The organism is Herbaspirillum sp. UBA812, from assembly GCF_002296545.1.
Taxonomy (GTDB): domain Bacteria; phylum Pseudomonadota; class Gammaproteobacteria; order Burkholderiales; family Burkholderiaceae_D; genus Herbaspirillum; species Herbaspirillum huttiense.
In genome coordinates this window covers 1-22,103 of the sequence record NZ_DBIC01000040.1, presented here as the reverse complement: position 1 = coordinate 22,103, position 22,103 = coordinate 1, and the positions used below count along the sequence as shown (strand labels likewise).

Genomic DNA, 22,103 nt, shown 5'->3' with positions numbered 1-22,103 from the left:
CGTTCGATGAAAAAACGGCTCGACTTTTTCTGGCTGGGTTTCCTGCGCAAGATCGAAATCCGCTACCGGCTCATCAATTCCTTCATCCTGGTCTCGCTGGTGCCGCTGGTGATCTCGGGTCTGCTGGCCTATCGCGAAACCACCCGTGCCACCCAGGAGAAGGTACACACCTACTCGGTCCAGGTGGTCAAGCAGATCTCCCAGAACCTGATGCTGCGCATGGAAAAGATCGAGGACACCAGCGAGGAGCTGGCGCTCTCCGACAAGCTGCAGCGCCTGCTGGGCGACTATTACAGCGGCGACGAAGCCACCAGTGCTGCGGCCCGCAGCGGTGTGGCGCGCGTGCTGCTGGACACCTATGGCTCGCTGCCGGACGTGAACCAGAAATACCTGCTGGACCGCAAGCGCCAGGTCATCGATCCGCAGATCTTTGCGCCGCTGGCCAGCAACATCACCCGCGTGGCGGAGGAGGCGCCGGACCTCGGCGGACGCGGCTGGTGGACGCTCTACAACGGCGGCCATGGCCAGAAGAGCGTGGCCATGCTGCGCGAGATCCGCTTCACGGGCAACAACCGCGGCGCCGGCGTGCTGTTCATCGGCGTGCGGCCGAGCTACTTCTTCAGCATCTTCGAGGGCGTGGACCTGGGCTATGACTCCAGTCTCTTCATCGTCGATGCGAGCGATGGCACGGTGGTCGTGCAGGGGCGCGACACCAGCTTCAGCAGCGCCGACCCGGCCCTGCTGGAGGGCATCACGGCCAGCGTGGGACAACGCCGCACCAGCGATTTCATCGCCTATACACGTGCTGACAAGACACGCTACTACGCCGCCATCGCCCAGTTGCCGCACACCTCGTGGTGGGTGGTCAGCGCCACGCCGAGCGACAAGCTCAACGCCGACACCCGCTCGGTGCGCGACAAGATCATCGCCATCGGCCTGCTGTGCTTTGCCGCTTCGCTGTTCCTCTCGGCGCTGATCGCGCGCAGTATCAGCGTGCCCCTGCAGCGCCTGGTGGGCGCCATGAAGGAAGCCGGCAGCGGCGATACCACGGTGCGCGTGGAACAGGCCGGCGGCGACGAGATCGCCATCCTCTCGCGCAAATTCAACGAGATGGCCGGCAAGCTGCAGCAGAACAAGGAAGAACTGGAAGATCAGGTCGCACGCCGCACGCGCGAACTGGAGCTGGCCAACCGCAAGCTGGAAGCGCTCTCGGCCACCGATGGCCTGACCGGGGTGGCCAACCGGCGTCGCTTCGACGAGGTACTCGACAGCGAGCTGCGGCGCTCGGTGCGCTCCGGCCATGCGCTGGCGCTCCTGATGCTGGACGTGGATTACTTCAAGAAATACAACGACCGCTACGGCCACGTGGCAGGGGATGAGTGCCTGCGCATCGTGGCGCGCGTGCTGCAGAAGAGTTCGCGCCGCGCTACCGACCTGGTAGCACGCTATGGCGGCGAGGAGTTCTGCGTCATCATCGCCGAGAGCGATACCGCCCATGCCCTGCAGCAGGCCGAGCACATCTGCCAGGCCATCTTCGAACTCAAGCTGCCGCATGCCGATTCGCCCTTCGGCTACATCACGGCCAGCATCGGCGTGGCCTCGCTGCAGCCGGATGAGCACACCAGCGCCGAACAACTGCTGCGCGTGGCCGACCAGGCGCTGTATCACGCCAAGTACCAGGGCCGCAACCGCGTGGTGCTGGGCAGTGACGCTACCAGCAACCTGTGATCGGGTAGAGTCGCCCGGACCGGTCCACCTGACGAAATGCTGACGTCGCGCGACGCTTTGCAAAGTTGCGTCAAGACGCCGGCGGCGGCCCTGAACCAATGTCATCGCGTTGCATCATATCGCTATGCCCACCATCACTTTGAGAAGAGAGGTATAGCAGATGAACCCGAGTCGCCAAGAAAAAAAACACTGGACCATCGATGACATCGACCTGAGCCGCATCGACCGCGAGCGGGTGCGGCAGGATGAAGATCTGTTCTACCTGGTGGCCTGCGCCTCCTTCGTCGAAAGCGGTTCCGACCTCTACACCCACAACCTGGTGGAATTCTACAAAGGCGATGCCGAGGTCGAGACCTGGCTGCGCGAGCAGTGGGAGCCGGAAGAGCTGCAACACGGCGCGGCCCTGCGCGCCTATGTCGAGCATGTCTGGCCGGAGTTCGACTGGCCGCGCGCCTATCAAGGCTTCCTCGACGAATATTCGCAATACTGCAAGGTCGAACTGCTCGAACCCACGCGGGCCCAGGAGCTGGCCGCGCGCTGCGTGGTCGAGACCGGTACCTCCACCTATTACCGGGCGCTGGCGCGGGCCACCGACGAGCCGGTCCTGAAGCACCTGGCCGGACTCATCGCCAATGACGAGGTCAATCACTACAAGCATTTCTACCAGTACTTCCGCCGCTATCGCCGCCAGGAAAACATCGGCCGCTCGCGCGTCCTCGGCACCCTCAGCCGCCGCACCCTGGAACTGAAGAGCGAAGACGCCGATTGCGCCATCCGCCACGTGGTGATGGTGTACAAGCCGGAACTGGCCGCCGATCCTGCACGCGTGAAGGAACTGGCCTCGCGCATGAGCCGTACCGTGCGCGTCAATCTCAAGCCCGAAACTACCATCAAGATGATCATGCGGCCGCTGGAGTTGCCGGTGACCCTGCAGAACATGATCGAATTCCCCTTGCGCCAGTTCATGCAGCACGTGCTGTTGCGCTGATCCGGCGCCGGAGGGTGGTCCGCCAGGACCATCTTCCGGCCCACGCGCCGGGCAGGCACCGCAATGGATCACGCCGCCTGCTGCCCCATCGTTCAGGATGTGCTCACTATTGTGAACAATCCGTCTCACCCCTCAGGAAGTTGAGCCACCTGCCGCAAACCCGCCTCCACTGGCGCTTTGCGCGGCGCACCAAGATTGCGCACAGCCGAGCGCCAGGCTGGTGAGTGTTGCCGCAGCGACATGGGACTGTCGACAATGACGCTCGGCTTTGGTGCGCAATCCTGGCGTGCCTGACAACATTCTTCCCGCACCGCGCCCCTCCCCGCCCCGCTTTGATGCAGCCCGCAGGCCCTCGTGCGTGCATTGGCACGCAATCTGCTAAAGCGACTGGGCAGTGAAAAAAATCTTCCAAAACTTTTCTCGAGGGAGCACCACATGTCACGTCGTACCGTACTGAAAGCCACCGCTCTGGGCGCATTCGCACTGGCCGCATCCTCCTGGCTGCCTTCGGCCTTCGCTGCCGACACCATCAAGGTCGGTATCCTGCACTCGCTGTCGGGCACCATGGCGATCTCCGAAACGTCCCTGAAGGACGTGGCCCTGATGACCATCGACGAAATCAACGCCGCTGGCGGCGTGATGGGCAAGAAGCTCGAACCGGTGGTGGTCGACCCCGCCTCGAACTGGCCGCTGTTCGCCGAAAAGGCCCGCCAGCTGATCTCCCAGGACAAGGTCTCGGTGGTTTTCGGCTGCTGGACTTCGGTGTCGCGCAAGTCGGTGCTGCCGGTCTTCAAGGAACTGAACAGCCTGCTGTTCTACCCGGTGCAGTACGAAGGTGAAGAACTGGAGAAGAACGTCTTCTACACCGGTGCTGCCCCCAACCAGCAAGCCATTCCCGCCGTGGAATACCTGATGTCCAAGGAAGGCGGCGGTGCCAAGCGCTTCGTGCTGCTGGGGACCGACTACGTCTACCCGCGCACCACCAACAAGATCCTGCGCGCCTTCCTGCACAGCAAGGGTGTGAAGGACTCCGACATCGACGAGGTCTACACCCCGTTCGGCCACTCCGATTACCAGACCATCGTGGCCAACATCAAGAAGTTCTCCGCAGGTGGCAAGACGGCCGTGATCTCGACCATCAACGGCGACTCCAACGTGCCCTTCTACAAGGAACTGGGCAACGCCGGCCTGAAGGCGACCGACGTGCCGGTGGTGGCATTCTCGGTGGGTGAAGAAGAACTGCGCGGTGTCGATACCAAGCCGCTGGTGGGCCACCTGGCCGCCTGGAACTACTTCGAATCGGTGAAGAATCCGGTCAACACCGCCTTCATCAAGAAGTGGAAGGAATACGCCAAGGCCAAGAACCTGCCCAACGCCGATACCGTCGTGACCAACGACCCGATGGAAGCTACCTACGTCGGCATCCACATGTGGGCACAGGCCGTGGAAAAGGCCAAGTCCACCGACACCGACAAGGTGATCGCCGCCATGGGTGGCCAGACCTACAAGGCACCGTCGGGCTACACGCTGGAAATGGACAAGACCAACCACCACCTGCACAAGCCCGTGATGATCGGCGAAATCAAGGCGGACGGTCAGTTCAACGTGGTCTACAAGACCAAGACCACCATCCGCGCACAACCCTGGAGCCCGTACATCCCGGGCAACGAAAGCAAGCAGAAGAACTAAGCTTGCGGTTGTAGTAGTAGTTGATGGCGTTCTTCGGAGCGCCTTCCGTACGCCGCGGGTCGGCTGATGGAAGGCGCTCCGTCCGCCGCAATGCATCTCCCTCCACAAGAAAACCGCCCGACGACTCGCCCCGGCCACCGCATTGACCGGCCCGCGCTTCGAGGCGCACACCGACCATGAAACCAGCCATCCAGTTCCTACGCGGGCTGCTCGCGACCTGGCTTTGCGTCCACGCCCTGGGGGCGTTCGCAGCCATCGATCCGGCCCTGCTCAAGCCCCTTGGCGGAGACGACCCCGACGCGCGCATCGACGCCGTCAACCAGATTGCTGCGCTGGCCAATGATGACGCGCTCAAGATCCTAAATGCTCTGAACAGCGACGCGCTCTACGTCACCCCCGCCGGTGACGTGCTCATCGTCGACGACGCCGGCAAGGCATTCAATCCGGCCACCGACCAGACCGGCCCGGCCCCCGATGACGCCGAAGGCATCACCGTCAACAACCGCCTGCGCGGCGCTGTCGATGGCGCGCTCTCGGGCCTGAAACTGCTCTCGCCGCAGCGTGACCAACGCCTGGCCGCCGCCGGTGAATTGCTCAAGAATGCCGACCCGGCGCAGATCCCGCTGATCGAAAAAGCGCTCGCCAAGGAAAGCGATCCGCAGATCAAGGACGTGCTGCAGCAGGTTCAGGCGACTGCCAACCTGCATTCGACCGACCCGGCTGCACGCCGCGCCGCCGTCAAGAAACTGGCCGAGACCACCAATGCCTCGTTGAAGCCGGTGCTGGAAAACATGCTGGCCAAGAATCCCGATGGCTCCTACGTCGAAGCTGATGAAGGCGTGCGCATCGAAGCAGTCCGCACGCTCTCCGCGCTGGACCGCCACCTGGCCATCGTCGACTTCGCCGGCAAGCTGTTCTATGGCGTCTCGCTGGGCAGCGTGCTGCTGCTGGCCGCGCTGGGCCTGGCCATCACCTTCGGCCTCATGGGCATCATCAACATGGCCCACGGTGAGCTGCTGATGATCGGTGCCTACACCACCTACGTGTGCCAGCTGGTGTTCCGCAAGTTCTTCCCCGGCGCCATCGATGCGTATCTGGTGGTGGCACTGCCGGCGGCCTTCATCGTGGCCGCGGCCGTCGGCATCGCGCTGGAGCGCCTGGTGATCCGCTGGCTCTATGGCCGTCCGCTGGAAACCCTGCTTTGCACGTGGGGCATCAGCCTGATGCTGATGCAAGGTGTGCGCTCCATCTTCGGTGCGCAGAATGTGGAAGTGGCCAACCCGAGCTGGATGTCGGGCGGCGTGACCGTGCTGGGTTCGCTGGTGCTCTCCTACAACCGCATCGTGATCGTGTTCTTCGCGCTCTTCGTAGTGTTCGCGGTGTGGCTGATCCTGAACAAGACCCGCCTGGGCCTGTTCGTGCGCGCCGTCACGCAGAACCGTCGCATGGCCGACTGCGTGGGCGTGTCCACCGGCAAGATCGACATGATGACCTTCGGTCTCGGTTGCGGCATCGCCGGTCTCGGCGGCGTGGCGCTCTCGCAGTTGGGCAACGTTGGCCCCGACTTGGGACAGGGTTACATCGTCGACTCGTTCATGGTGGTGGTGCTGGGTGGCGTGGGCCAGCTGGCCGGGACCGTCATCGCAGCCTTCGGCCTGGGCGAAGTCAACAAATTCCTGGAACCGATGGCCGGTGCCGTGCTGGCCAAGATCGCCATCCTGGTCTTCATCATCGTATTCATCCAGAAGCGTCCGCAAGGCCTCTTCGCACTCAAGGGAAGGAGCGTGGAATGAGCACCATGATCATGCGCCCCTCGCTGTTCAATCGCCCGTCCTGGACCGGCATCGTCATCTGCACCATCGTGCTGGCACTGCTGCCGGTGTGCAACCTGCTGTTCCCCGCAGATAGTGCGCTGCACGTCTCCTCCTACACCGTCGCTTTGGTCGGAAAGTTCATGTGCTATGCCATGGCTGCGCTGGCCCTCGACCTGGTGTGGGGCTACACGGGCATCCTCTCGCTGGGGCATGGCGTTTTCTTCGCACTGGGCGGATACGCCCACGGCATGTACCTGATGCGCGCCATCGGCCGTGACGGCGTGTACCAGAGCAACCTGCCTGACTTCATGGTGTTCCTGAACTGGAAGGCCTATCCCTGGTACTGGTGGATGACCGACCACTTCTGGTTCTCCATGCTGCTGGTGGTGCTGGTGCCGGGTCTGCTGGCCTTCGTGTTCGGTTACTTCGCGTTCCGTTCGCGCATCAAGGGCGTGTATTTCTCCATCATCACGCAAGCGATGACCTTCGCCTTCATGCTGCTGTTCTTCCGCAACGATACCGGCTTCGGCGGCAACAACGGCTTCACCGACTTCAAGCGCATCCTCGGCTTCACCATCACTGCACCGGCCACCAAGGCGGTGCTTTACTTGGTGACGCTGGCGCTGTTGTTCGGTGCCCTGGTCCTGTGCCGCATGATCGTCACCTCCAAGCTGGGCCGCGTGCTGCAGGGCGTGCGCGATTCCGAATCGCGCCTCATGTTCATCGGCTACAACCCGCTGTGGTTCAAGCTCTTCGTGTGGACGCTGTCGGCCGTGATCTGCGGGATCGCCGGTGCCTTGTACGTGCCGCAGGTGGGCATCATCAATCCTTCCGAGATGTCGCCGGCCAACTCCATCGAGATGGTGATCTGGGCGGCCGTCGGTGGCCGTGGCACGCTGATCGGACCGATCATCGGCGCCTTCACGGTCAATGGCCTGAAGAGCTGGTTCACTGCGGCCTTCCCGGACCTGTGGCTGTATGCGCTGGGACTGATCTTCATCCTGGTCACGCTGTTCCTGCCGCAGGGCATCCTGGGCCTGGTGCAGAAATTCAAGAAACGCGATGCCGCGCCCGCTGAGGGCAGCGCATCCAAGGAGGCCGCATGAGTGCCATCGAACCCGGCAAGAATCCAGTCGCCATCGGCGGCCTGGGCGGCAACGTCGATACGCCCCGCGCCGACCACGGCGCATCCTACGAACGCATCAAACCCGAAGGCGTCGATACCACACACGGTGCCATCCTCTATCTGGAAAACATCACGGTGTCCTTCGACGGCTTCAAGGCCATCAACAACCTGAACCTGGATATTTCGGTCGGTGAACTGCGCTGCATCATCGGTCCCAATGGCGCGGGCAAGACCACGATGATGGACGTCATCACCGGCAAGACCCGGCCCACCGCCGGCACCGCCTTCTTCGGCCAGACCATCGACCTGACCAAGATGACCGAATACGAGATCGCCCACGCGGGCATCGGCCGCAAGTTCCAGCGCCCGACGGTGTTCGAACAGCACACCGTGTTCGAGAACCTGGAACTGGCGATGAAGATGGACAAGCGCGTCAAGACCACGCTCTTTGCGCGGCTGTCCTCGGAGCAGATCGGCAAGATCGAGGAAATCCTCAAGCTGATCCGTTTGAACGGCCAGGAACATCGCGTGGCCGGCCTGCTCTCGCACGGGCAGAAGCAGTGGCTGGAAATCGGCATGCTGTTGATGCAGGAGCCGCAATTGCTGTTGCTGGACGAACCGGTGGCCGGCATGTCCGACGCCGAGACCGCGCGCACCGCCGAGCTGTTGAACGAGCTGCGCGGCAAGCATTCCATCATGGTGGTGGAACACGACATGGGCTTCGTCGAAGAGATCGCCCAAGGTGGCAAGGTGACCGTGCTGCACGAAGGATCGGTGCTGGCCGAAGGCAACATGCGCCAGGTGCAATCCAACGAACGCGTCATCGAAGTCTACCTGGGACGATAAGAGCGGAGACCATCATCCATGCTGCAAGTCAATGAACTGAACCAGTACTACGGCGCGGCGCATACGCTGCGCGGCGTCTCGCTCGATGTGCAGAAGGGCAAAGTCTTGTCCCTGCTGGGCCGCAATGGCGTGGGCAAGACCACGCTCCTGAAATGCCTGATGGGCGTGCTGCCGGTGGCCAAGGGCAACGTCAGCTTCGAAGGCCAGGACATCACCCGTCTCAAGCCGCACCAGCGCGCCAAGCTGGGCATCGCCTACGTGCCGCAGGGACGCGAGATCTTCGCGCGCCTGACGGTGGAAGAAAACATGCTCATGGGCATGGCTACGCTGTCGGGCCGCCGTGCCTCCACCATCAAGGGCGAGGTCTATGAACTCTTCCCGGTGCTGAAGGAAATGCTGCATCGTCGCGGCGGCGATCTTTCCGGTGGCCAACAGCAGCAGCTGGCCATCGCCCGGGCACTGCTGGCCGAGCCCAAGCTGATCATCCTGGATGAACCGACCGAAGGCATCCAGCCCTCCATCATCAAGGACATCGGCCGCGTCATCAGCCTGCTGCGCCAGCGCGGCGACATCGGCATCCTGCTGTGCGAGCAGTATTTCGACTTTGCCCGCGAACTGGCCGATACCTTCGTGGTGATGTCGCGCGGTGAAGTGGTCGCCGCCGGTACCCAGGACCAGATGGATGGCGAGGACGTCAAGAAGCATCTGGCGGTCTGAGGCCGTCGCACAGGAAGGCTGCGCGTTTGCAGCGGGTCTGCTATAAAGTCGCATGTTCGCGGCCAGGCAGTCCGCTTGCACACGCCGCCTTCCACGCAATGAAGAACCAGGTATGAAACGACTCCCCGGCCATCCGGAACCCGCCAGCATGCCGGCCCCCGCGACACCAGGCGCGCCCCTGCGGCATGCGCCGGACCAGGCACGCCTGGCGCTGGGCTTTGCCGACGACAAGGGCACCACGCGCCTCATGCGCCGCCAGCACTTCGGCCCGCTGCGCGTGCAGAAGCCGCTCTATCCCGAAGATCCCTCCATCTGCCACGCCATCATCGTCCACCCGCCGGGCGGCATCGTCGGTGGCGACCAGCTCTCCATCACCGCCGAGGTGGGCGAGCGCGCCCATGCGCTGCTGACCACGCCCGGTGCGGGCAAGTGGTATCGCGCCAATGGCCAGTCCTCGCGCCAGGCCGTCAGGCTCGACGCCGCCGCTGGGGCGACGCTGGAATGGCTGCCGCAGGAAACCATCTTCTTCGATGGCGCCGACGTGCGCATGGAACATGAAGTGACCCTGGCCGCCGACGCCGCTTACCTGGGCGCGGAAATCCTCTGCTTCGGCCGTACCGCGTCGGGCGAAACCTTCGATACCGGTGCCGTCAGCCAGCGCACCAGCATCCGCCGTGGCGGCAAGCTGGTGTGGTTCGAGCAGGGCCGCCTGCAGGCCGAGGCGGGTGCCATGCAAGGCCCCCTGGCACTGGACGGGCAGACCATCTGCGGCACCCTGATCGCCGTGGGCGATGGCATGGATGCGGCGCTGCTGGGTCGGCTGCGCGAGACCATCGGCGCCCTGCAGCTGGAAGGACGCAGCGGTGCCACGCTGATGAAGCAGGTGCTGATCGCCCGCTACATGGGGCCATCCAGCCTGGTGGCGCGGCAGTGGCTGCATGCGGCCTGGCACGTGCTGCGCCCGGCGGTCACCGGCAAGGACGCGGCCATTCCGCGCATCTGGAATACATGAACACGACGTAAAACGCTGCATCAGGAAAACTGAATCAAGCCTCGCCCTGCGTTATAGAACCTGAAGGCCGCCCAACGGCCAGGAGCCAACATGGAACTGACACCAAGAGAAAAAGACAAGCTGCTCATCTTCACCGCCGCGCTGCTGGCCGAGCGCCGCAAGGCCCGTGGCCTCAAGCTCAACTATCCGGAAGCGGTGGCGCTGATCACCGCCGCCATCATGGAAGGCGCACGCGATGGCAAGACCGTGGCCGAGCTGATGTCCGAGGGCACCACCATCCTCACCCGCGACGATGTCATGGAAGGCGTGCCCGAGATGATCCCCGACATCCAGGTCGAAGCCACCTTCCCCGATGGCAGCAAGCTGGTCACCGTCCACCATCCGATTCCTTGAGGAGCGCGTCATGATTCCAGGCGAAATGCTGGTCGAACCCGGCGACATCGAACTCAATGTCGGCCGCCCCACCGTGACGGTGACCGTGGCCAACAGCGGCGACCGTCCCATCCAGGTCGGCTCCCACTTCCATTTCTACGAAACCAATCCGGCACTGCGCTTCGAGCGTGAAGCGGCCTATGGCATGCGCTTGAACATCGCCGCCGGAACCGCAGTGCGCTTCGAGCCCGGTCAGGAACGCACGGTGGAACTGGTGGCGCTGGCCGGGGACCGCCGCGTCTACGGCTTCAATGCACTGGTGATGGGCAAGCTGAAGGCCCAGCATGGCAACCTCAAGAAGGGGCAAAACCAATGAGCAAGATTTCCCGTTCGGCCTATGCCGAAATGTTCGGCCCCACCGTTGGCGACCGTGTGCGCCTGGCCGATACCCAACTCTTCCTTGAAGTGGAGAGGGATTACACGATCTATGGCGAGGAAGTGAAATTCGGCGGCGGCAAGGTGATCCGCGACGGCATGGGCCAGTCGCAGCGCCCCCATGCCGAGGTGATGGATACCGTCATCACCAATGCGCTCATCGTCGATCACTGGGGCATCGTCAAGGCCGACATCGGCATCAAGTCCGGCAAGATCGCCGGCATCGGCAAGGCCGGCAATCCCGACATCCAGCCCGGCGTGACCATGGCCATTGGCGGTGCCACCGAGATCATCGCCGGTGAAGGCATGATCGTCACCGCCGGCGGCATCGACAGCCACATCCACTTCATCTGTCCGCAACAGATCGAGGAGGCGCTCATGAGCGGCGTCACCACCATGCTGGGCGGCGGCACCGGTCCGGCCGTCGGCACGGCCGCCACCACCTGCACGCCCGGTCCCTGGCACATTCATTCCATGCTGGCCGCTGCAGACGCCTTCCCGATGAACCTCGGTTTCCTCGGCAAGGGCAACGTCAGCCTGCCGCTGCCGCTGGAAGAGCAGATCCGCGCCGGTGCCATCGGCTTGAAGCTGCACGAGGACTGGGGCTCCACGCCTGCCGCCATCGACAACTGCCTGACGGTGGCCGACCGCATGGATATCCAGGTGGCCATCCACACCGATACGCTCAATGAGGGCGGCTTCCTGGAGCACACCCTGGCGGCCTTCAAGGACCGCACCATTCACACCTTCCACACCGAAGGCGCGGGCGGCGGCCACGCACCGGACATCATCGCGGCCGTGGGCGAGGGCAATGTGCTGCCGTCCTCGACCAATCCGACGCGTCCCTTCACCGTCAATACGCTGGACGAACACCTGGACATGCTGATGGTCTGCCATCACCTGGACCCGGCCATCGCCGAAGACATCGCCTTTGCCGAATCGCGCATCCGCCGCGAGACCATCGCCGCCGAAGACATCCTGCATGACATCGGCGCGATCTCGATGATGTCTTCCGACTCGCAGGCCATGGGCCGCGTGGGCGAAGTCATCCTGCGTACCTGGCAGACCGCGCACAAGATGAAGGTGCAGCGTGGTTCGCTCAAGGAAGATACCTCGCGCAACGACAACTTCCGCATCAAGCGCTACATCGCCAAGTACACCATCAACCCGGCCATCACGCACGGCATCTCGCACGTGGTGGGCTCGCTGGAAGTGGGCAAGATAGCCGACATCGTGCTGTGGAAACCGGCCTTCTTCGGGGCCAAGCCCTCGATGATCCTGAAGAGCGGCATGATCGCGGCCGCCCAGATGGGTGACCCCAATGCCTCCATCCCGACCCCGCAGCCGGTGCATTACCGGATGATGTTCGGTGCCTATGGCGGTGGCCTGAAGACCTCGATGACCTTCGTCTCGCAGGCGGCCTTCGATGCCGGCATCGGTGAACAACTCAAACTGAACAAGCCGGTGGTGGCCGTGAAGAACATGCGCAACCTGCGCAAGCGCGACATGATCCACAACGGTGCCACGCCGAAGATGGAAGTCGATTCCGAGACCTATGAAGTGCGTGCCGATGGCGAGCTGCTGGTGTGCGAACCGGCGGTCTCGCTACCGCTGGCACAACGTTATTTCCTGTTCTGATTTTCTTTAGATTTTTTCATGCTGACTCTCAATACCAAGATAGCCCAGGCCGAGCAGATCGACGGCGAACTGGAACTGCCCTATGACCAGCGCGAGAAGAGCCGCCTGCGTGCCACCCTGCGTTCAGGTGAAGACGTGGCGGTGTTTACCGTGCGCGGTACGGTGCTGCGCGATGGCGACCTGCTGCGCGGCGACGATGGCCGCGTGGTCAAGATCATCGCCAAGGCCGAAGCGACTTATCGCGTCGATGCGGCTGATGCGCACCTGCTGCTGCGTTGCGCCTTCCACCTCGGCAATCGTCACACCCAGGCGCATGTGGGCCATGAAGGGGGCGTCGGTTTCCTGCGCATCCGCAAGGACCCGGTGCTGAAGGAAATGCTGGAAGGGCTGGGTGCGCGCGTGAGCGAAGAACTGGCGGCCTTCGAGCCGGAAGCGGGCGCCTATGGTGGCGGCCATCACCATCATGGCGATGACCATCACCACAATCCGCTGGCACCGATTCCGCTGCGCCAGAAAATCCATCGTCCGAGCGACAAGAAGGAAGAGGTCTGACTCCATGCAAGCTGCCGCCTTGCTGCATCTGCTGCAACTGAGCAGCCCGTCCTTGCCGATCGGCGCCTACAGCTATTCGCAAGGGCTGGAGGCGGCCATCGAGGGCGGGCGCGTGGGCAGCGAAGCCACGGCCCGTGCCTGGATAGGCCATGCGCTGCATGAAGTGGTGGCGCGTTTCGAGGCTCCCATCTTTGCGCGGCTGGTGGCAGCCTTCGAGGCCCGTGATGCAGAAAAGGTCACGTTGTGGACCGAGCGCTTCATCGCGGCCCGCGATACTTCCGAGTTTCGCGCCGAAACCATTCAGATGGGCTATTCGCTGGGCAAACTGGCGACCGACCTGAAGCTGGGCGATGAGGCCTTGCTGGCCATCCTGCAGGCGCAGCCGGAATTGCCGCTGCCGACTTCGCTGGCCTTTGCCACGGTGGCCCTGCAGGTGCCGCGCGAGGCGGCGGTGCTGGGCATGCTGTTCGCCTGGGCCGAGAACCAGGTGCTGGCCTGCGTGAAGACGGTGCCGCTGGGACAGGTGGCGGGGCAGCGCATCCTGCTGTCGCTGCAGCCGGAACTGGAAAAGGCCGCGGCCACGGCGCTGACGCTGGAGGATGAAGATCTGTGCAACTGGGCACCGGGCCTGTCGCTGCTGTCGATGCAGCATGAGGTGCAGTACAGCCGCATCTATCGTTCCTGATTATTTATATCGTTTATATCGTTTTCGTTCCAACACGACCAAGAGATCAAGAGACCAACCATGAGCAACTCCACTTCCAATCCGCTGCGCGTGGGCATCGGCGGCCCGGTCGGTTCCGGCAAGACGGCGCTGTGCGAAATGCTGTGCAAGCGCATGCGCGACCATTACGACATGGCCGTCATCACCAATGACATCTACACCAAGGAAGACATGGAAATCCTGCTGCGCGCCGATGCGCTGCCGGCAGAACGCCTGATGGGGGTGGAAACCGGCGGCTGCCCGCACACCGCCATCCGCGAGGATGCCTCCATCAACCTGGAAGCCATCGCCCGCATGAGCGCCGATTTCCCGGACCTGGACCTGATCCTGGTGGAGTCCGGCGGCGACAACCTGGCCGCCACCTTCAGCCCGGAACTGTCGGACCTGACCATCTACGTGATCGACGTGGCCGGCGGCGAAAAGATTCCGCGCAAGGGCGGCCCCGGCATTACCCGTTCGGACCTGCTCATCATCAACAAGACCGACCTGGCTCCCTATGTGGGCGCAAATCTGGATATCATGGCGGCCGATGCCAAGCGCATGCGCGGTGAGCGCCCCTTCGTGTTCACCAACCTGCGCAGTGGCGACGGGGTGGAAAAGGTCATCGAATACATTCGCAAGCAGGGCTTGCTGGACGAGAAGCCGAAGAACTGAACCTGAACCCTGTCACTTCCCCGATTCAAGAATCTGCCGTATCAGCCCAAGGAGAAAACATGTTGACCCTCTCGACCAAGACCCGCGCCCGCCTGGGCGTCCTGGCCGTCACCGCACTGGCGGCCGGCACTGCCCTGGCGCACCCCGGCCATCCGGGTTCCACCATGGATGGCTCGGCCAGCATGGCGGCCGGCTTCGCCCACCCGTTCTCGGGCATCGACCACCTGCTGGCCATGCTGGCCGTGGGCCTGTGGGCGGCACAGAACAAGCAGCGCGCCCTGTGGGTGCTGCCGCTGGCCTTCCCGCTGATGATGGTGGCTGGCGCCTTGCTGGCCTTCGCCGGCCTGCAGATGCCGGCCGTGGAAACCGGTATCGCCGCTTCGGTGGCCGTGCTGGGCCTGCTGATCGCCTTTGCCGTGCGCCTGCCGCTGTGGGGCAGCACGCTGGTGGTGTCGGTCTTCGCGATGTTCCATGGCTACGCACACGGCGCTGAACTGCCGCACGGCAGCTCGGCCGCCCTGTACGGTGCCGGCTTCATCGCCGCCACCGCACTGCTGCATGCCGCCGGCCTGGGCATCGGCCTGATCGCAGGCAAGCAGATGGCTGACCGCGTGGTGCGCATCGGCGGCGTCGGTATCGCCGCCGTGGGTGCTTACCTGCTGGCTGCCTGAAGCAACTCGCCCGCTTCGGCGGGTGGTTCCTGACCTGAAGACTGGCCGCCGCGCGCGGCCAGCCAGGCGTCCAGCACGGCCTCGCTGCCCTTGGGGAAATGCAGGCCGAGCTTGGAACGCCGCCACAGGATGTCGGCCGCATTGGTGGCCCATTCGTGGCGCAACAAGTAGTCCACCTCGGCGGCATAGAGCCCGCCCAGGATTTCTTCTCCCATCTCTTCCAAGTTCTTTCTTCCTTCCAGCAGCGCGTGCGTGCGGCTGCCATAGGCACGCGCATAGCGTTGCAACAATGTGGCGGGCAGCCAGGGATACTGCTGCTGCAAGCCTTCCACGTATTGACCGAATTGGCGCACCGAACGATTGGACGGCTGCGCACCATACAGGTCGCCGCCCGGCAGGCAACCGTGCTCGGTCCACGCGCCGCGCTGGTTGCCCAGTACCGGCGCGATCATGTCCACCGCTTCCTCGGCCAGCTTGCGGAAGGTGGTGATCTTGCCGCCGAAGATGGAGAGCAGCGGGGCGCCTTGCGTGTTCAGGTCGAGCTGATAATCGCGTGTGACGGCCGAGGCGTCGGCGGCTGCGTCTTCGAGCAGCGGGCGCACGCCTGAATACGACCACACCACGTCGGCCGGTGTAATGGGCTTTGCGAAATAGCGATTGGCCAGCTGGCAGAGATAAGCCGTCTCGTCCGCAGAGATGGCCACGTCTTCCACCTTGCCCTGATACTCGATATCGGTGGTCCCGATGAGCGTGAAGTCCTGCTCGCAGGGAATGGCGAAGACGATGCGGCCATCCGGGTTCTGGAAGATGTAGGCGTGATCGTGTTCGAACAGGCGCGGCACCACGATGTGGCTGCCCTTGACCAGGCGCACCGACTTGCTCGAATGCACGTGGGCCGCATCGCCCAGGAACTGCGCCACCCACGGGCCGGCGGCATTGACCACGCAGCGTGCGCGCACCTGCATGGCATGGCCGTCTTCACGGCGCAGCACCGCTTGCCAGCCGTTGTCCTGGCGCGTGAGCGATTCGCAGCGGGTGCGGGTCATGATGTGCGCGCCTTTTTCGGCGGCATCCATGGCGTTCAGCACCACCAGCCGTGCATCATCGACCCAGCCATCGGAATAGACGAAGCCACGCGTGAACTGCGCTTTCAACGGTGCACCCGAGACGTGGCGACGCAAATCCAGTGCACGCGAACCCGGCAGCAGTTCGCGCCGGGCCAGGTGATCGTAGAGGAACATGCCCAAACGGATCAGCCAGGCCGGGCGCTGTCCCTGGTCATGCGGCATCACGAAGCGCAGCGGCCACATGATGTGCGGCGCGCTGCGCAAGAGCACTTCGCGCTCGATCAGCGCCTTGCGCACCAGCCCGAATTCATAATGTTCCAGATAGCGCAGGCCACCGTGGATGAGCTTGCTGGAGGAGGACGAGGTATGCTGCGCCAGGTCGTGCTGTTCGCACAGCGCCACCGACAGGCCGCGTCCGGCCGCATCGCGCGCGATGCCCGCGCCGTTGATGCCGCCGCCGACCACCAGCACATCGTATTGCGGAGGATAGGTGATGCCTTCCATGCCACGTGCTTTCATGCTGGCTCCCGGTCAGAGTATGCGCTTGCGGATTTGCGTGACCACCACTTCGGTCACGATCACGATGGCGAAGATGGAAACCAGCACCGTCGCCACGCGCGGCCACTGGAACAGGTTCAACGCGGTATCGAGCACCATGCCCACGCCACCGGCACCGACGATGCCCAGCACGGCGGATTCACGCACGTTGATGTCCCAGCGCAGCAGCACGATGGACATGAAGGCGGGCTTCAATTGCGGCCAGTAGCCATACCAGATCTCGGAGAACTTGCTCGCGCCCGACGCCTGCAGCGCTTCGATGGGGCCACGCGGCATCTGCTCGATGGTCTCGCCGGCCATCTTGCCGACGAAGCCGATGGAGCGGAAAGCGATGGCCAGCGTGCCCGCCAGCGGACCGGGTCCGAAGATGGCCAGGAACAGCAGCGCCCACACCAGCGAATTGACCGAGCGGCTGGCCACCAGCACGATGCGGGCGAACAGGTTCAGGCCGCGATGGCGGGTCAGGTTGGGCGCTACCAGCAGGCCAAAGGGAATGGCCAGCGCGATGGAAAGCAGGGTACCGAGCGTAGCAATGTGCAGGGTCTCGATCAGTCCGGCCTGGACGTCGCTGCTGAAGTAGGCCCAGTCGATGGGCCACATGCGGGCGAGCATGTCGCTCATCTGCTCGGGCGCATCGTAGAGGAACTCGGGGATGATCTCGATATAGCGCAGGGATTGCACTACGGCCAGGGCGATGACCAGCCACACGGTGAAACGCAGCATGCGCTGCAGGGGCGTATGGCGCTGCCATTCGCGCTCGGCCGGGTTGAGCGCGGCAGCGGGGCGGGGGAGGACGGTATCAGACATTGAAAACCTTCTTGACCGAATTGGCCAGCAGTTCGCCGACGACGATGATGGTAATGATGGTGATCAGGATGGTGAGCACGAAGTCGTAATCGAAGCGCTGGAAGGCGGAGAACAGCACGCCGCCCACACCGCCCGCACCGACGATGCCGACCATGGTCGAATTGCGCAGGTTGGAGTCGAGCTGGTAGGTCGAGAAACCGACGAAGCGCGACATCACCTGCGGCAGCACGCCGAAGAGGATCACGTTCATGAAGGAGGCACCGGTGGCGCGGATGGCTTCGACCTGTTTGATGGAGATCTCTTCAATGGCTTCGGCAAAGAGCTTGCCGATGAAACCGATGGACGCCACGATCAGCGCCAGCACACCGGCCAGTGCGCCAAAGCCCACGGCCTTGACGAACAGGATGGCCACGATCACCGGATGCAGCGAGCGGCACACCGACACCAGCGCGCGTGCAGGCCAGGAGATCCACGAGGGCATCAGGTTGCGTGCGCCCATCAGGCCGATGGGTAGCGAGAACAGGATGCCAAACAGCGACGCCAGCACGGCGATCTGCAGGGTCTCCTTGATGCCGCCCCAGAGAATGTCGCCCTTGGAGAGATCGGGCGGAAACATGCGGCCCAGGAACTTGGCGCCATTGCCAAGTCCGGAAGAGAAACGCTCCCACGAGAAACCCAGTTGCGTGGCTGCGTAGATCGCATACAGGGCGATGAGCCAGATCACCACGCGGGTGGCCAGTTGCGGCTTGAAGACCAGGCTCACGCGGGGCGTGGAGGAAGTGGAGGAGGTCGTCATGCCAGCCAGTCCTCGCCGCCGTAGATCTGTTTGAGGAAGTCATCCGACAGATTCTCGGCATTGCCGTCGTAGACCACGTGGCCGCCGGACATGCCGATGATGCGGTCGGCATAGCGCTTGGCCAGCTCCACGTCGTGGATGTTGACGATGACCGGGATCTTCTGGGCGCGGCCCTGTTCCTTGAGCAGCGAGATGATCTCGAAGGAGGTCTTGGGGTCCAGCGAGGACGTCGGTTCATCGGCCAGCAGCAGGCGCGGGCGCTGCATCAGGGCACGGGCGATGCCCACGCGCTGGCGCTGGCCGCCGGAGAGCGCGTCGGCACGCTGGTTGGCGAAGTTGCCCAGGCCCACGGTATCGAGCAATTCAAACGCGTGCGCGATATCTTCCTTGGCGAAGTTGCGGCGCCAGGCGGTGAAGGCATTGACGTAACCCAGTCTTCCGCACAACAGGTTCTCCATCACGGAAAGGCGTTCTACCAGGTTGTATTCCTGGAACACCATGCCGATGTGGCGGCGCTGTTCGCGCAGGGCGCGGCCGCGCAGTTCGGCCAGGTTCACGCGCTTGCCTTCGCCCTCGAACCAGATCGCGCCACGGCTGGGATCGACCAGGCGGTTGATGCAGCGGATCAGGGTGGACTTGCCGGTGCCGGAAGGGCCGATGATGGCGATCAGGCCGGCGTCGCCAATCTTCAGGTCGATGCCTTTGAGGATGGGATGACCGGGCTTGTATTCCTTGACCAGGCCCTGGATTTCGATGGCGTGTGACATGGGAGACGCTTTCTCTGGTGATGTTTCTGGTGGTGCGCGGCAGACTGCGGGATGCGAGGGGCCGCAGCCCCTGCCGATGAGCAGGGGCCGTGTTGCTTGTGCAGGATGGAATCGTCTTGCGGCATCCGGACCGGAGGTCACGGATGCCTTGCGGTGATGCTTACTTCTTGCCGGCGTTCTGCTTGTCGTAGGCGGCGCGGTTGAAGGATTCACCGGCGGACTGGGCGACGAAGCGCACCATCTCGAAGTCCTTCTTGTAGTTGATCGGGTAGAAGCGATCAGAGCCGGCGAAGGCCTTCTTGAGCTCATCGGTGAAGCGATAGTCGTAGAAGCACTTGAGCATCTTGTCGCGGAAGTTCGGCTCCAGGTCATGCGCATAGGCGAAGTCTTGGGTCGGGAATTTCTCGCTGTGCCAGATGACGCGGAAGTTCTCGGCCTTGATGACGCCACGTTCCACCATGCGATCAAAGACGTCGGAGGCGATGGCAGCAGCGTCGTAGTCGCCCGAGTTCACGCCCAGGATGGACTGGTCGTGCTTGCCGGAGAAGATGACCTTGTAGTCCTTGTCCGGCGTCACGCCCAGCTTGGGGAACAAGGCCATCGGGGCCATGTGGCCGGAGTTGGACGAAGGCGCGGTGTGGGCGACCTTCTTGCCCTTGAGGTCGGTCATCTTCTGGATCGGGCTGTCCTTGCGCACGATCACGTTGAGGGTATAACCCTGATAACCCTTGGCGTCACCGATGACGGCAAACGGCACGGCACCGGCGATGTTGACGGCGAAGTTGGTCGGTCCCGGCGAGAAGCCGCCGACGTGCAGGCGGCCCGAGCGCATGGCTTCGATTTCAGCAGCGTTGGATTGCACCTGGAAGAAGACCACCTTCTTGGCGGTACATTGCGACAGGTAATCGGTGAAGGGCTTGAAGATCTTGTCGTAGACGGCCGGATCTTCCACCGGGGTGAAGGTGAAGACCAGGGTATTGGGGTTCTTCAGCTTCTTGGGATCGGTGGGGGTGTCGGCGGTCAGGTCGTGATTGGCGTCGCAGTATTGCTGGTCGAGGTCGCCGCGATTGCTGCAGGTGTCCTGGGCGAAGGCGATGGCCGGAGCGGCCAGGGCGAGTGCCAACAGGGTCTTGATCAGACGTGGGGTCATGCTGTCTCCTGGAGATGGTTTTGGTCTTGGTGCCGGTCGCGACGGCGATGTTGATCGGTGCGTGGCCGGCGATGTGCGGGAGTGTAGGCGAGGGGGATGGCTTTTGCCATGGGGCGATGCCGTCGAGGAGGGGGTTTCCTGTCAGCTGCCTTTCCAGTGGCTTTCAATCTGCTTTCAAAGCGCGCGGAGCCGGGGCTCGCGCCGCGCTTGGATTGGCGGTATAAAGGCGGCTGCACAACGATAACGACACGGGAGATCATGCATATCCTGCTGGTAGAGGATGACATCGACATGTCGCGCGCCCTGGTGCGCGCGCTGGAGCGGCGCGGCTTCCAGGTTACGCATTGCGGTGATGGCATCAGTGCGCTCTCGCACATCAAGGACGGGATCGGCGACCTGGTCGTGCTCGATCTCAATATCCCCGGACTGGACGGGCTGCACCTGCTGCAGCGCATCCGCTCGCAGGACATCGGTACCCCGGTGATCGTGCTGACCGCGCGCGGCGCGGTGGGCGATCGCGTGGTGGGCCTCAATGCCGGTGCCGATGACTACCTGGCCAAGCCTTTTGATCTGGATGAGCTCGATGCGCGTATTCGCGCGCTGCTGCGACGGCGGACCAATGCCGATGACGGTGGGCAGCGCTGCGGGCGCTTGCGCTTTGATCGGGCATCGGGGGCTTTCTATTGTGACGACGAACCGCTGGAGTTGACGCCGCGCGAGCATACGCTGTTGAAGGCATTGATTGCCAAGCCGGGACATGCGGTGACCAAGGAGAAATTGTTCAGGCTGGTTTTTCCGATGGAGGAGAACACGCAGCTCGAAGCCATCGAAGTGGTGGTCCATCGGGTGCGCAAGAAACTCATGGAGACCGGGGCCGAAATCATGACCCTGCGCGGGCTGGGTTATCTGCTGCGGGATCGGCAGCAGCAGGGCGGCGAGGGCTGAGGAAGTGGCACATCTGTTTTCGCGGCGTCGGTCGGTACGCGCCTATCTGTTGGCGTGGATCATTTCGCCGATTGCCCTGTTCATCGTCATCGATTCCTTTTCGCTTTATCGCAATACGCTGGAGTCGGTCAATACCGCTTATGACCGGATGCTGATTGCATCGGTGCATTCGATTGGCGATCTGCTGCGCATCGAGAATGGCGAGCTCAAGGCTTCGCTGCCTTATGCGGCGCTGGAAATTTATGAGGCCGATTATTCGAGCCGCATGATTTACCGCATCAACGGTCTGGACGGCAAGTTCTTCGAGGGCGATCAGGATCTGCCTTCCTACAAGGGGAAGGCGGACAAGGAAGCCATCTATCCGGCCCTGGCGCATATCTACGAAGATACCTATAACGGCGTGCCGGTCAGGGTGGCAGCGCTGTTCCAGCCGGTGGTGACCAATGATCCGCGCGGCGCCGCACTGGTGCAGGTAGCCGAGACGATGGAGAACCGCAGTGCGCTGGCACGCAAGATTTTCTGGGAGACGCTGATCCGGCAGGCGGCCTTGCTGGTGGTGATCGTGTCGGTGACCTTGTATGTGGTGCGGCGTGCGCTGCAACCGGTGGATGCCTTGCGGCGGCAGCTTGATGAGCGACCGGCGGATGATCTCTCACCCGTGGCGCCACCGATGGCACCGCGTGAGTTGCAGCCGTTCATCGATGCATTGAATCAGTTGATGGCGCGCTTGCGGCGGCTGCTGGATCATCAGCAACGTTTCGTGGCCAATGCCTCGCATCAGTTGCGTACGCCATTGGCCGTGCTGAAAACCCAGTTGCAGTCCGGCTTGCGGGGCGATGCGCCGGCGCCTGTCATCTGGCAGGAGATGTCGGGCACCGTCGAGCGGGCCACTACGCTGGCCAATCAATTGCTGTCCCTGGCCAAGGTCGAGCAGATCCGCGGTCGCGGGGCGCAGGAGGTGTGTGACCTGGGCATGCTGGCGCGCGAGACGGCAGTGGATCTGTCGCCGCTGATTGCGGAGAAGGATCTGGACTTCGAGATGGAGGG

At 63.3% G+C, this 22,103-nt stretch carries 22 protein-coding genes; 17 read left to right on the top strand and 5 right to left on the bottom strand.

Annotated elements, in window-relative coordinates; all coding sequences use genetic code 11:
* Nucleotides 1–6: 6 nt before the first annotated feature.
* The 15 genes from B3873_RS02500 (at nt 7) to B3873_RS02430 (ending at nt 14,966) form a co-directional block, all read left to right on the top strand.
* On the top strand, nt 7–1,728 hold the full coding sequence (locus tag B3873_RS02500) for a sensor domain-containing diguanylate cyclase (RefSeq protein WP_286863874.1): 1,722 nt from the start codon (nt 7–9) through the stop codon (nt 1,726–1,728).
* Nucleotides 1,729–1,888: 160 nt separating this feature from the next.
* Complete coding sequence (locus B3873_RS02495) at nt 1,889–2,716, top strand: ferritin-like domain-containing protein (protein WP_209534082.1); 828 nt, start codon at nt 1,889–1,891, stop codon at nt 2,714–2,716.
* Nucleotides 2,717–3,151: 435 nt separating this feature from the next.
* Nucleotides 3,152–4,405, top strand: a complete 1,254-nt coding sequence (urtA, locus tag B3873_RS02490) for an urea ABC transporter substrate-binding protein (RefSeq protein ID WP_013236630.1) — start codon at nt 3,152–3,154, stop codon at nt 4,403–4,405.
* A gap of 176 nt (nt 4,406–4,581) precedes the next feature.
* Nucleotides 4,582–6,198, top strand: a complete 1,617-nt coding sequence (gene urtB / locus B3873_RS02485) for an urea ABC transporter permease subunit UrtB (RefSeq protein ID WP_039790230.1) — start codon at nt 4,582–4,584, stop codon at nt 6,196–6,198.
* Nucleotides 6,195–7,325 carry an urea ABC transporter permease subunit UrtC gene (gene urtC, locus B3873_RS02480; RefSeq protein WP_209534084.1) on the top strand — a complete coding sequence of 377 codons (1,131 nt, stop codon included), beginning with the start codon at nt 6,195–6,197 and terminating at the stop codon, nt 7,323–7,325. Before urtB ends, urtC begins: the two co-directional genes overlap by 4 nt.
* Nucleotides 7,322–8,191 carry an urea ABC transporter ATP-binding protein UrtD gene (gene urtD, locus B3873_RS02475; protein ID WP_039790232.1) on the top strand — a complete coding sequence of 290 codons (870 nt, stop codon included), beginning with the start codon at nt 7,322–7,324 and terminating at the stop codon, nt 8,189–8,191. The genes urtC and urtD overlap by 4 nt, the downstream gene beginning before the upstream one ends.
* 18 nt (nt 8,192–8,209) lie before the next feature.
* The gene (gene urtE, locus B3873_RS02470) at nt 8,210–8,908 is read left to right on the top strand and encodes an urea ABC transporter ATP-binding subunit UrtE (RefSeq protein ID WP_008333719.1); all 699 of its coding nucleotides are present in this window, start codon (nt 8,210–8,212) and stop codon (nt 8,906–8,908) included.
* A gap of 112 nt (nt 8,909–9,020) precedes the next feature.
* Nucleotides 9,021–9,920, top strand: a complete 900-nt coding sequence (locus B3873_RS02465; RefSeq protein ID WP_402708632.1) for an urease accessory protein UreD — start codon at nt 9,021–9,023, stop codon at nt 9,918–9,920.
* Nucleotides 9,921–10,010: 90 nt separating this feature from the next.
* On the top strand, nt 10,011–10,313 hold the full coding sequence (locus B3873_RS02460; RefSeq protein WP_008333723.1) for an urease subunit gamma: 303 nt from the start codon (nt 10,011–10,013) through the stop codon (nt 10,311–10,313).
* A 10-nt stretch (nt 10,314–10,323) separates the two neighbouring features.
* The gene (locus B3873_RS02455) at nt 10,324–10,668 is read left to right on the top strand and encodes an urease subunit beta (RefSeq protein WP_252697703.1); all 345 of its coding nucleotides are present in this window, start codon (nt 10,324–10,326) and stop codon (nt 10,666–10,668) included.
* Nucleotides 10,665–12,365 (top strand): urease subunit alpha, encoded by a 1,701-nt coding sequence (gene ureC, locus B3873_RS02450; protein ID WP_286863869.1) that lies wholly within the window; start codon nt 10,665–10,667, stop codon nt 12,363–12,365. Before B3873_RS02455 ends, ureC begins: the two co-directional genes overlap by 4 nt.
* Before the next feature lie 18 nt (nt 12,366–12,383).
* On the top strand, nt 12,384–12,917 hold the full coding sequence (gene ureE, locus B3873_RS02445; RefSeq protein WP_286863868.1) for an urease accessory protein UreE: 534 nt from the start codon (nt 12,384–12,386) through the stop codon (nt 12,915–12,917).
* Nucleotides 12,918–12,921: 4 nt separating this feature from the next.
* Complete coding sequence (locus B3873_RS02440; protein WP_286863867.1) at nt 12,922–13,602, top strand: urease accessory protein UreF; 681 nt, start codon at nt 12,922–12,924, stop codon at nt 13,600–13,602.
* 60 nt (nt 13,603–13,662) lie between these two features.
* Nucleotides 13,663–14,295: an urease accessory protein UreG gene (gene ureG / locus B3873_RS02435; RefSeq protein WP_013236640.1), complete on the top strand. Its 633-nt coding sequence runs from the start codon at nt 13,663–13,665 to the stop codon at nt 14,293–14,295.
* Between the two features lie 59 nt (nt 14,296–14,354).
* Nucleotides 14,355–14,966 carry a HupE/UreJ family protein gene (locus tag B3873_RS02430; protein ID WP_286863864.1) on the top strand — a complete coding sequence of 204 codons (612 nt, stop codon included), beginning with the start codon at nt 14,355–14,357 and terminating at the stop codon, nt 14,964–14,966.
* Here the strand turns inward: B3873_RS02430 and glpD are convergent.
* The 5 genes from glpD to phnD form a co-directional block, all read right to left on the bottom strand.
* The gene (glpD, locus tag B3873_RS02425; protein ID WP_286863863.1) at nt 14,948–16,552 is read right to left on the bottom strand and encodes a glycerol-3-phosphate dehydrogenase; all 1,605 of its coding nucleotides are present in this window, start codon (nt 16,550–16,552) and stop codon (nt 14,948–14,950) included. The two genes, B3873_RS02430 and glpD, sit on opposite strands and share 19 nt — an antisense overlap.
* Nucleotides 16,553–16,564: 12 nt before the next feature.
* Nucleotides 16,565–17,398, bottom strand: a complete 834-nt coding sequence (phnE, locus tag B3873_RS02420; RefSeq protein WP_286863862.1) for a phosphonate ABC transporter, permease protein PhnE — start codon at nt 17,396–17,398, stop codon at nt 16,565–16,567.
* Nucleotides 17,391–18,194 carry a phosphonate ABC transporter, permease protein PhnE gene (phnE, locus tag B3873_RS02415; RefSeq protein ID WP_286863860.1) on the bottom strand — a complete coding sequence of 268 codons (804 nt, stop codon included), beginning with the start codon at nt 18,192–18,194 and terminating at the stop codon, nt 17,391–17,393. The genes phnE (B3873_RS02420) and phnE (B3873_RS02415) overlap by 8 nt, the downstream gene beginning before the upstream one ends.
* The gene (gene phnC / locus B3873_RS02410; protein ID WP_013236645.1) at nt 18,191–18,961 is read right to left on the bottom strand and encodes a phosphonate ABC transporter ATP-binding protein; all 771 of its coding nucleotides are present in this window, start codon (nt 18,959–18,961) and stop codon (nt 18,191–18,193) included. The genes phnE (B3873_RS02415) and phnC overlap by 4 nt, the downstream gene beginning before the upstream one ends.
* A 160-nt stretch (nt 18,962–19,121) precedes the next feature.
* Nucleotides 19,122–20,111 carry a phosphate/phosphite/phosphonate ABC transporter substrate-binding protein gene (phnD, locus tag B3873_RS02405; RefSeq protein WP_034339821.1) on the bottom strand — a complete coding sequence of 330 codons (990 nt, stop codon included), beginning with the start codon at nt 20,109–20,111 and terminating at the stop codon, nt 19,122–19,124.
* A gap of 258 nt (nt 20,112–20,369) precedes the next feature.
* Between phnD and B3873_RS02400 the strand changes: the two genes are divergently transcribed.
* Nucleotides 20,370–21,056: a response regulator transcription factor gene (locus B3873_RS02400; protein ID WP_088755402.1), complete on the top strand. Its 687-nt coding sequence runs from the start codon at nt 20,370–20,372 to the stop codon at nt 21,054–21,056.
* A gap of 4 nt (nt 21,057–21,060) precedes the next feature.
* A partial coding sequence (locus B3873_RS02395; protein WP_286863857.1) for a sensor histidine kinase occupies nt 21,061–22,103 on the top strand: 1,043 nt, incomplete at its 3' end.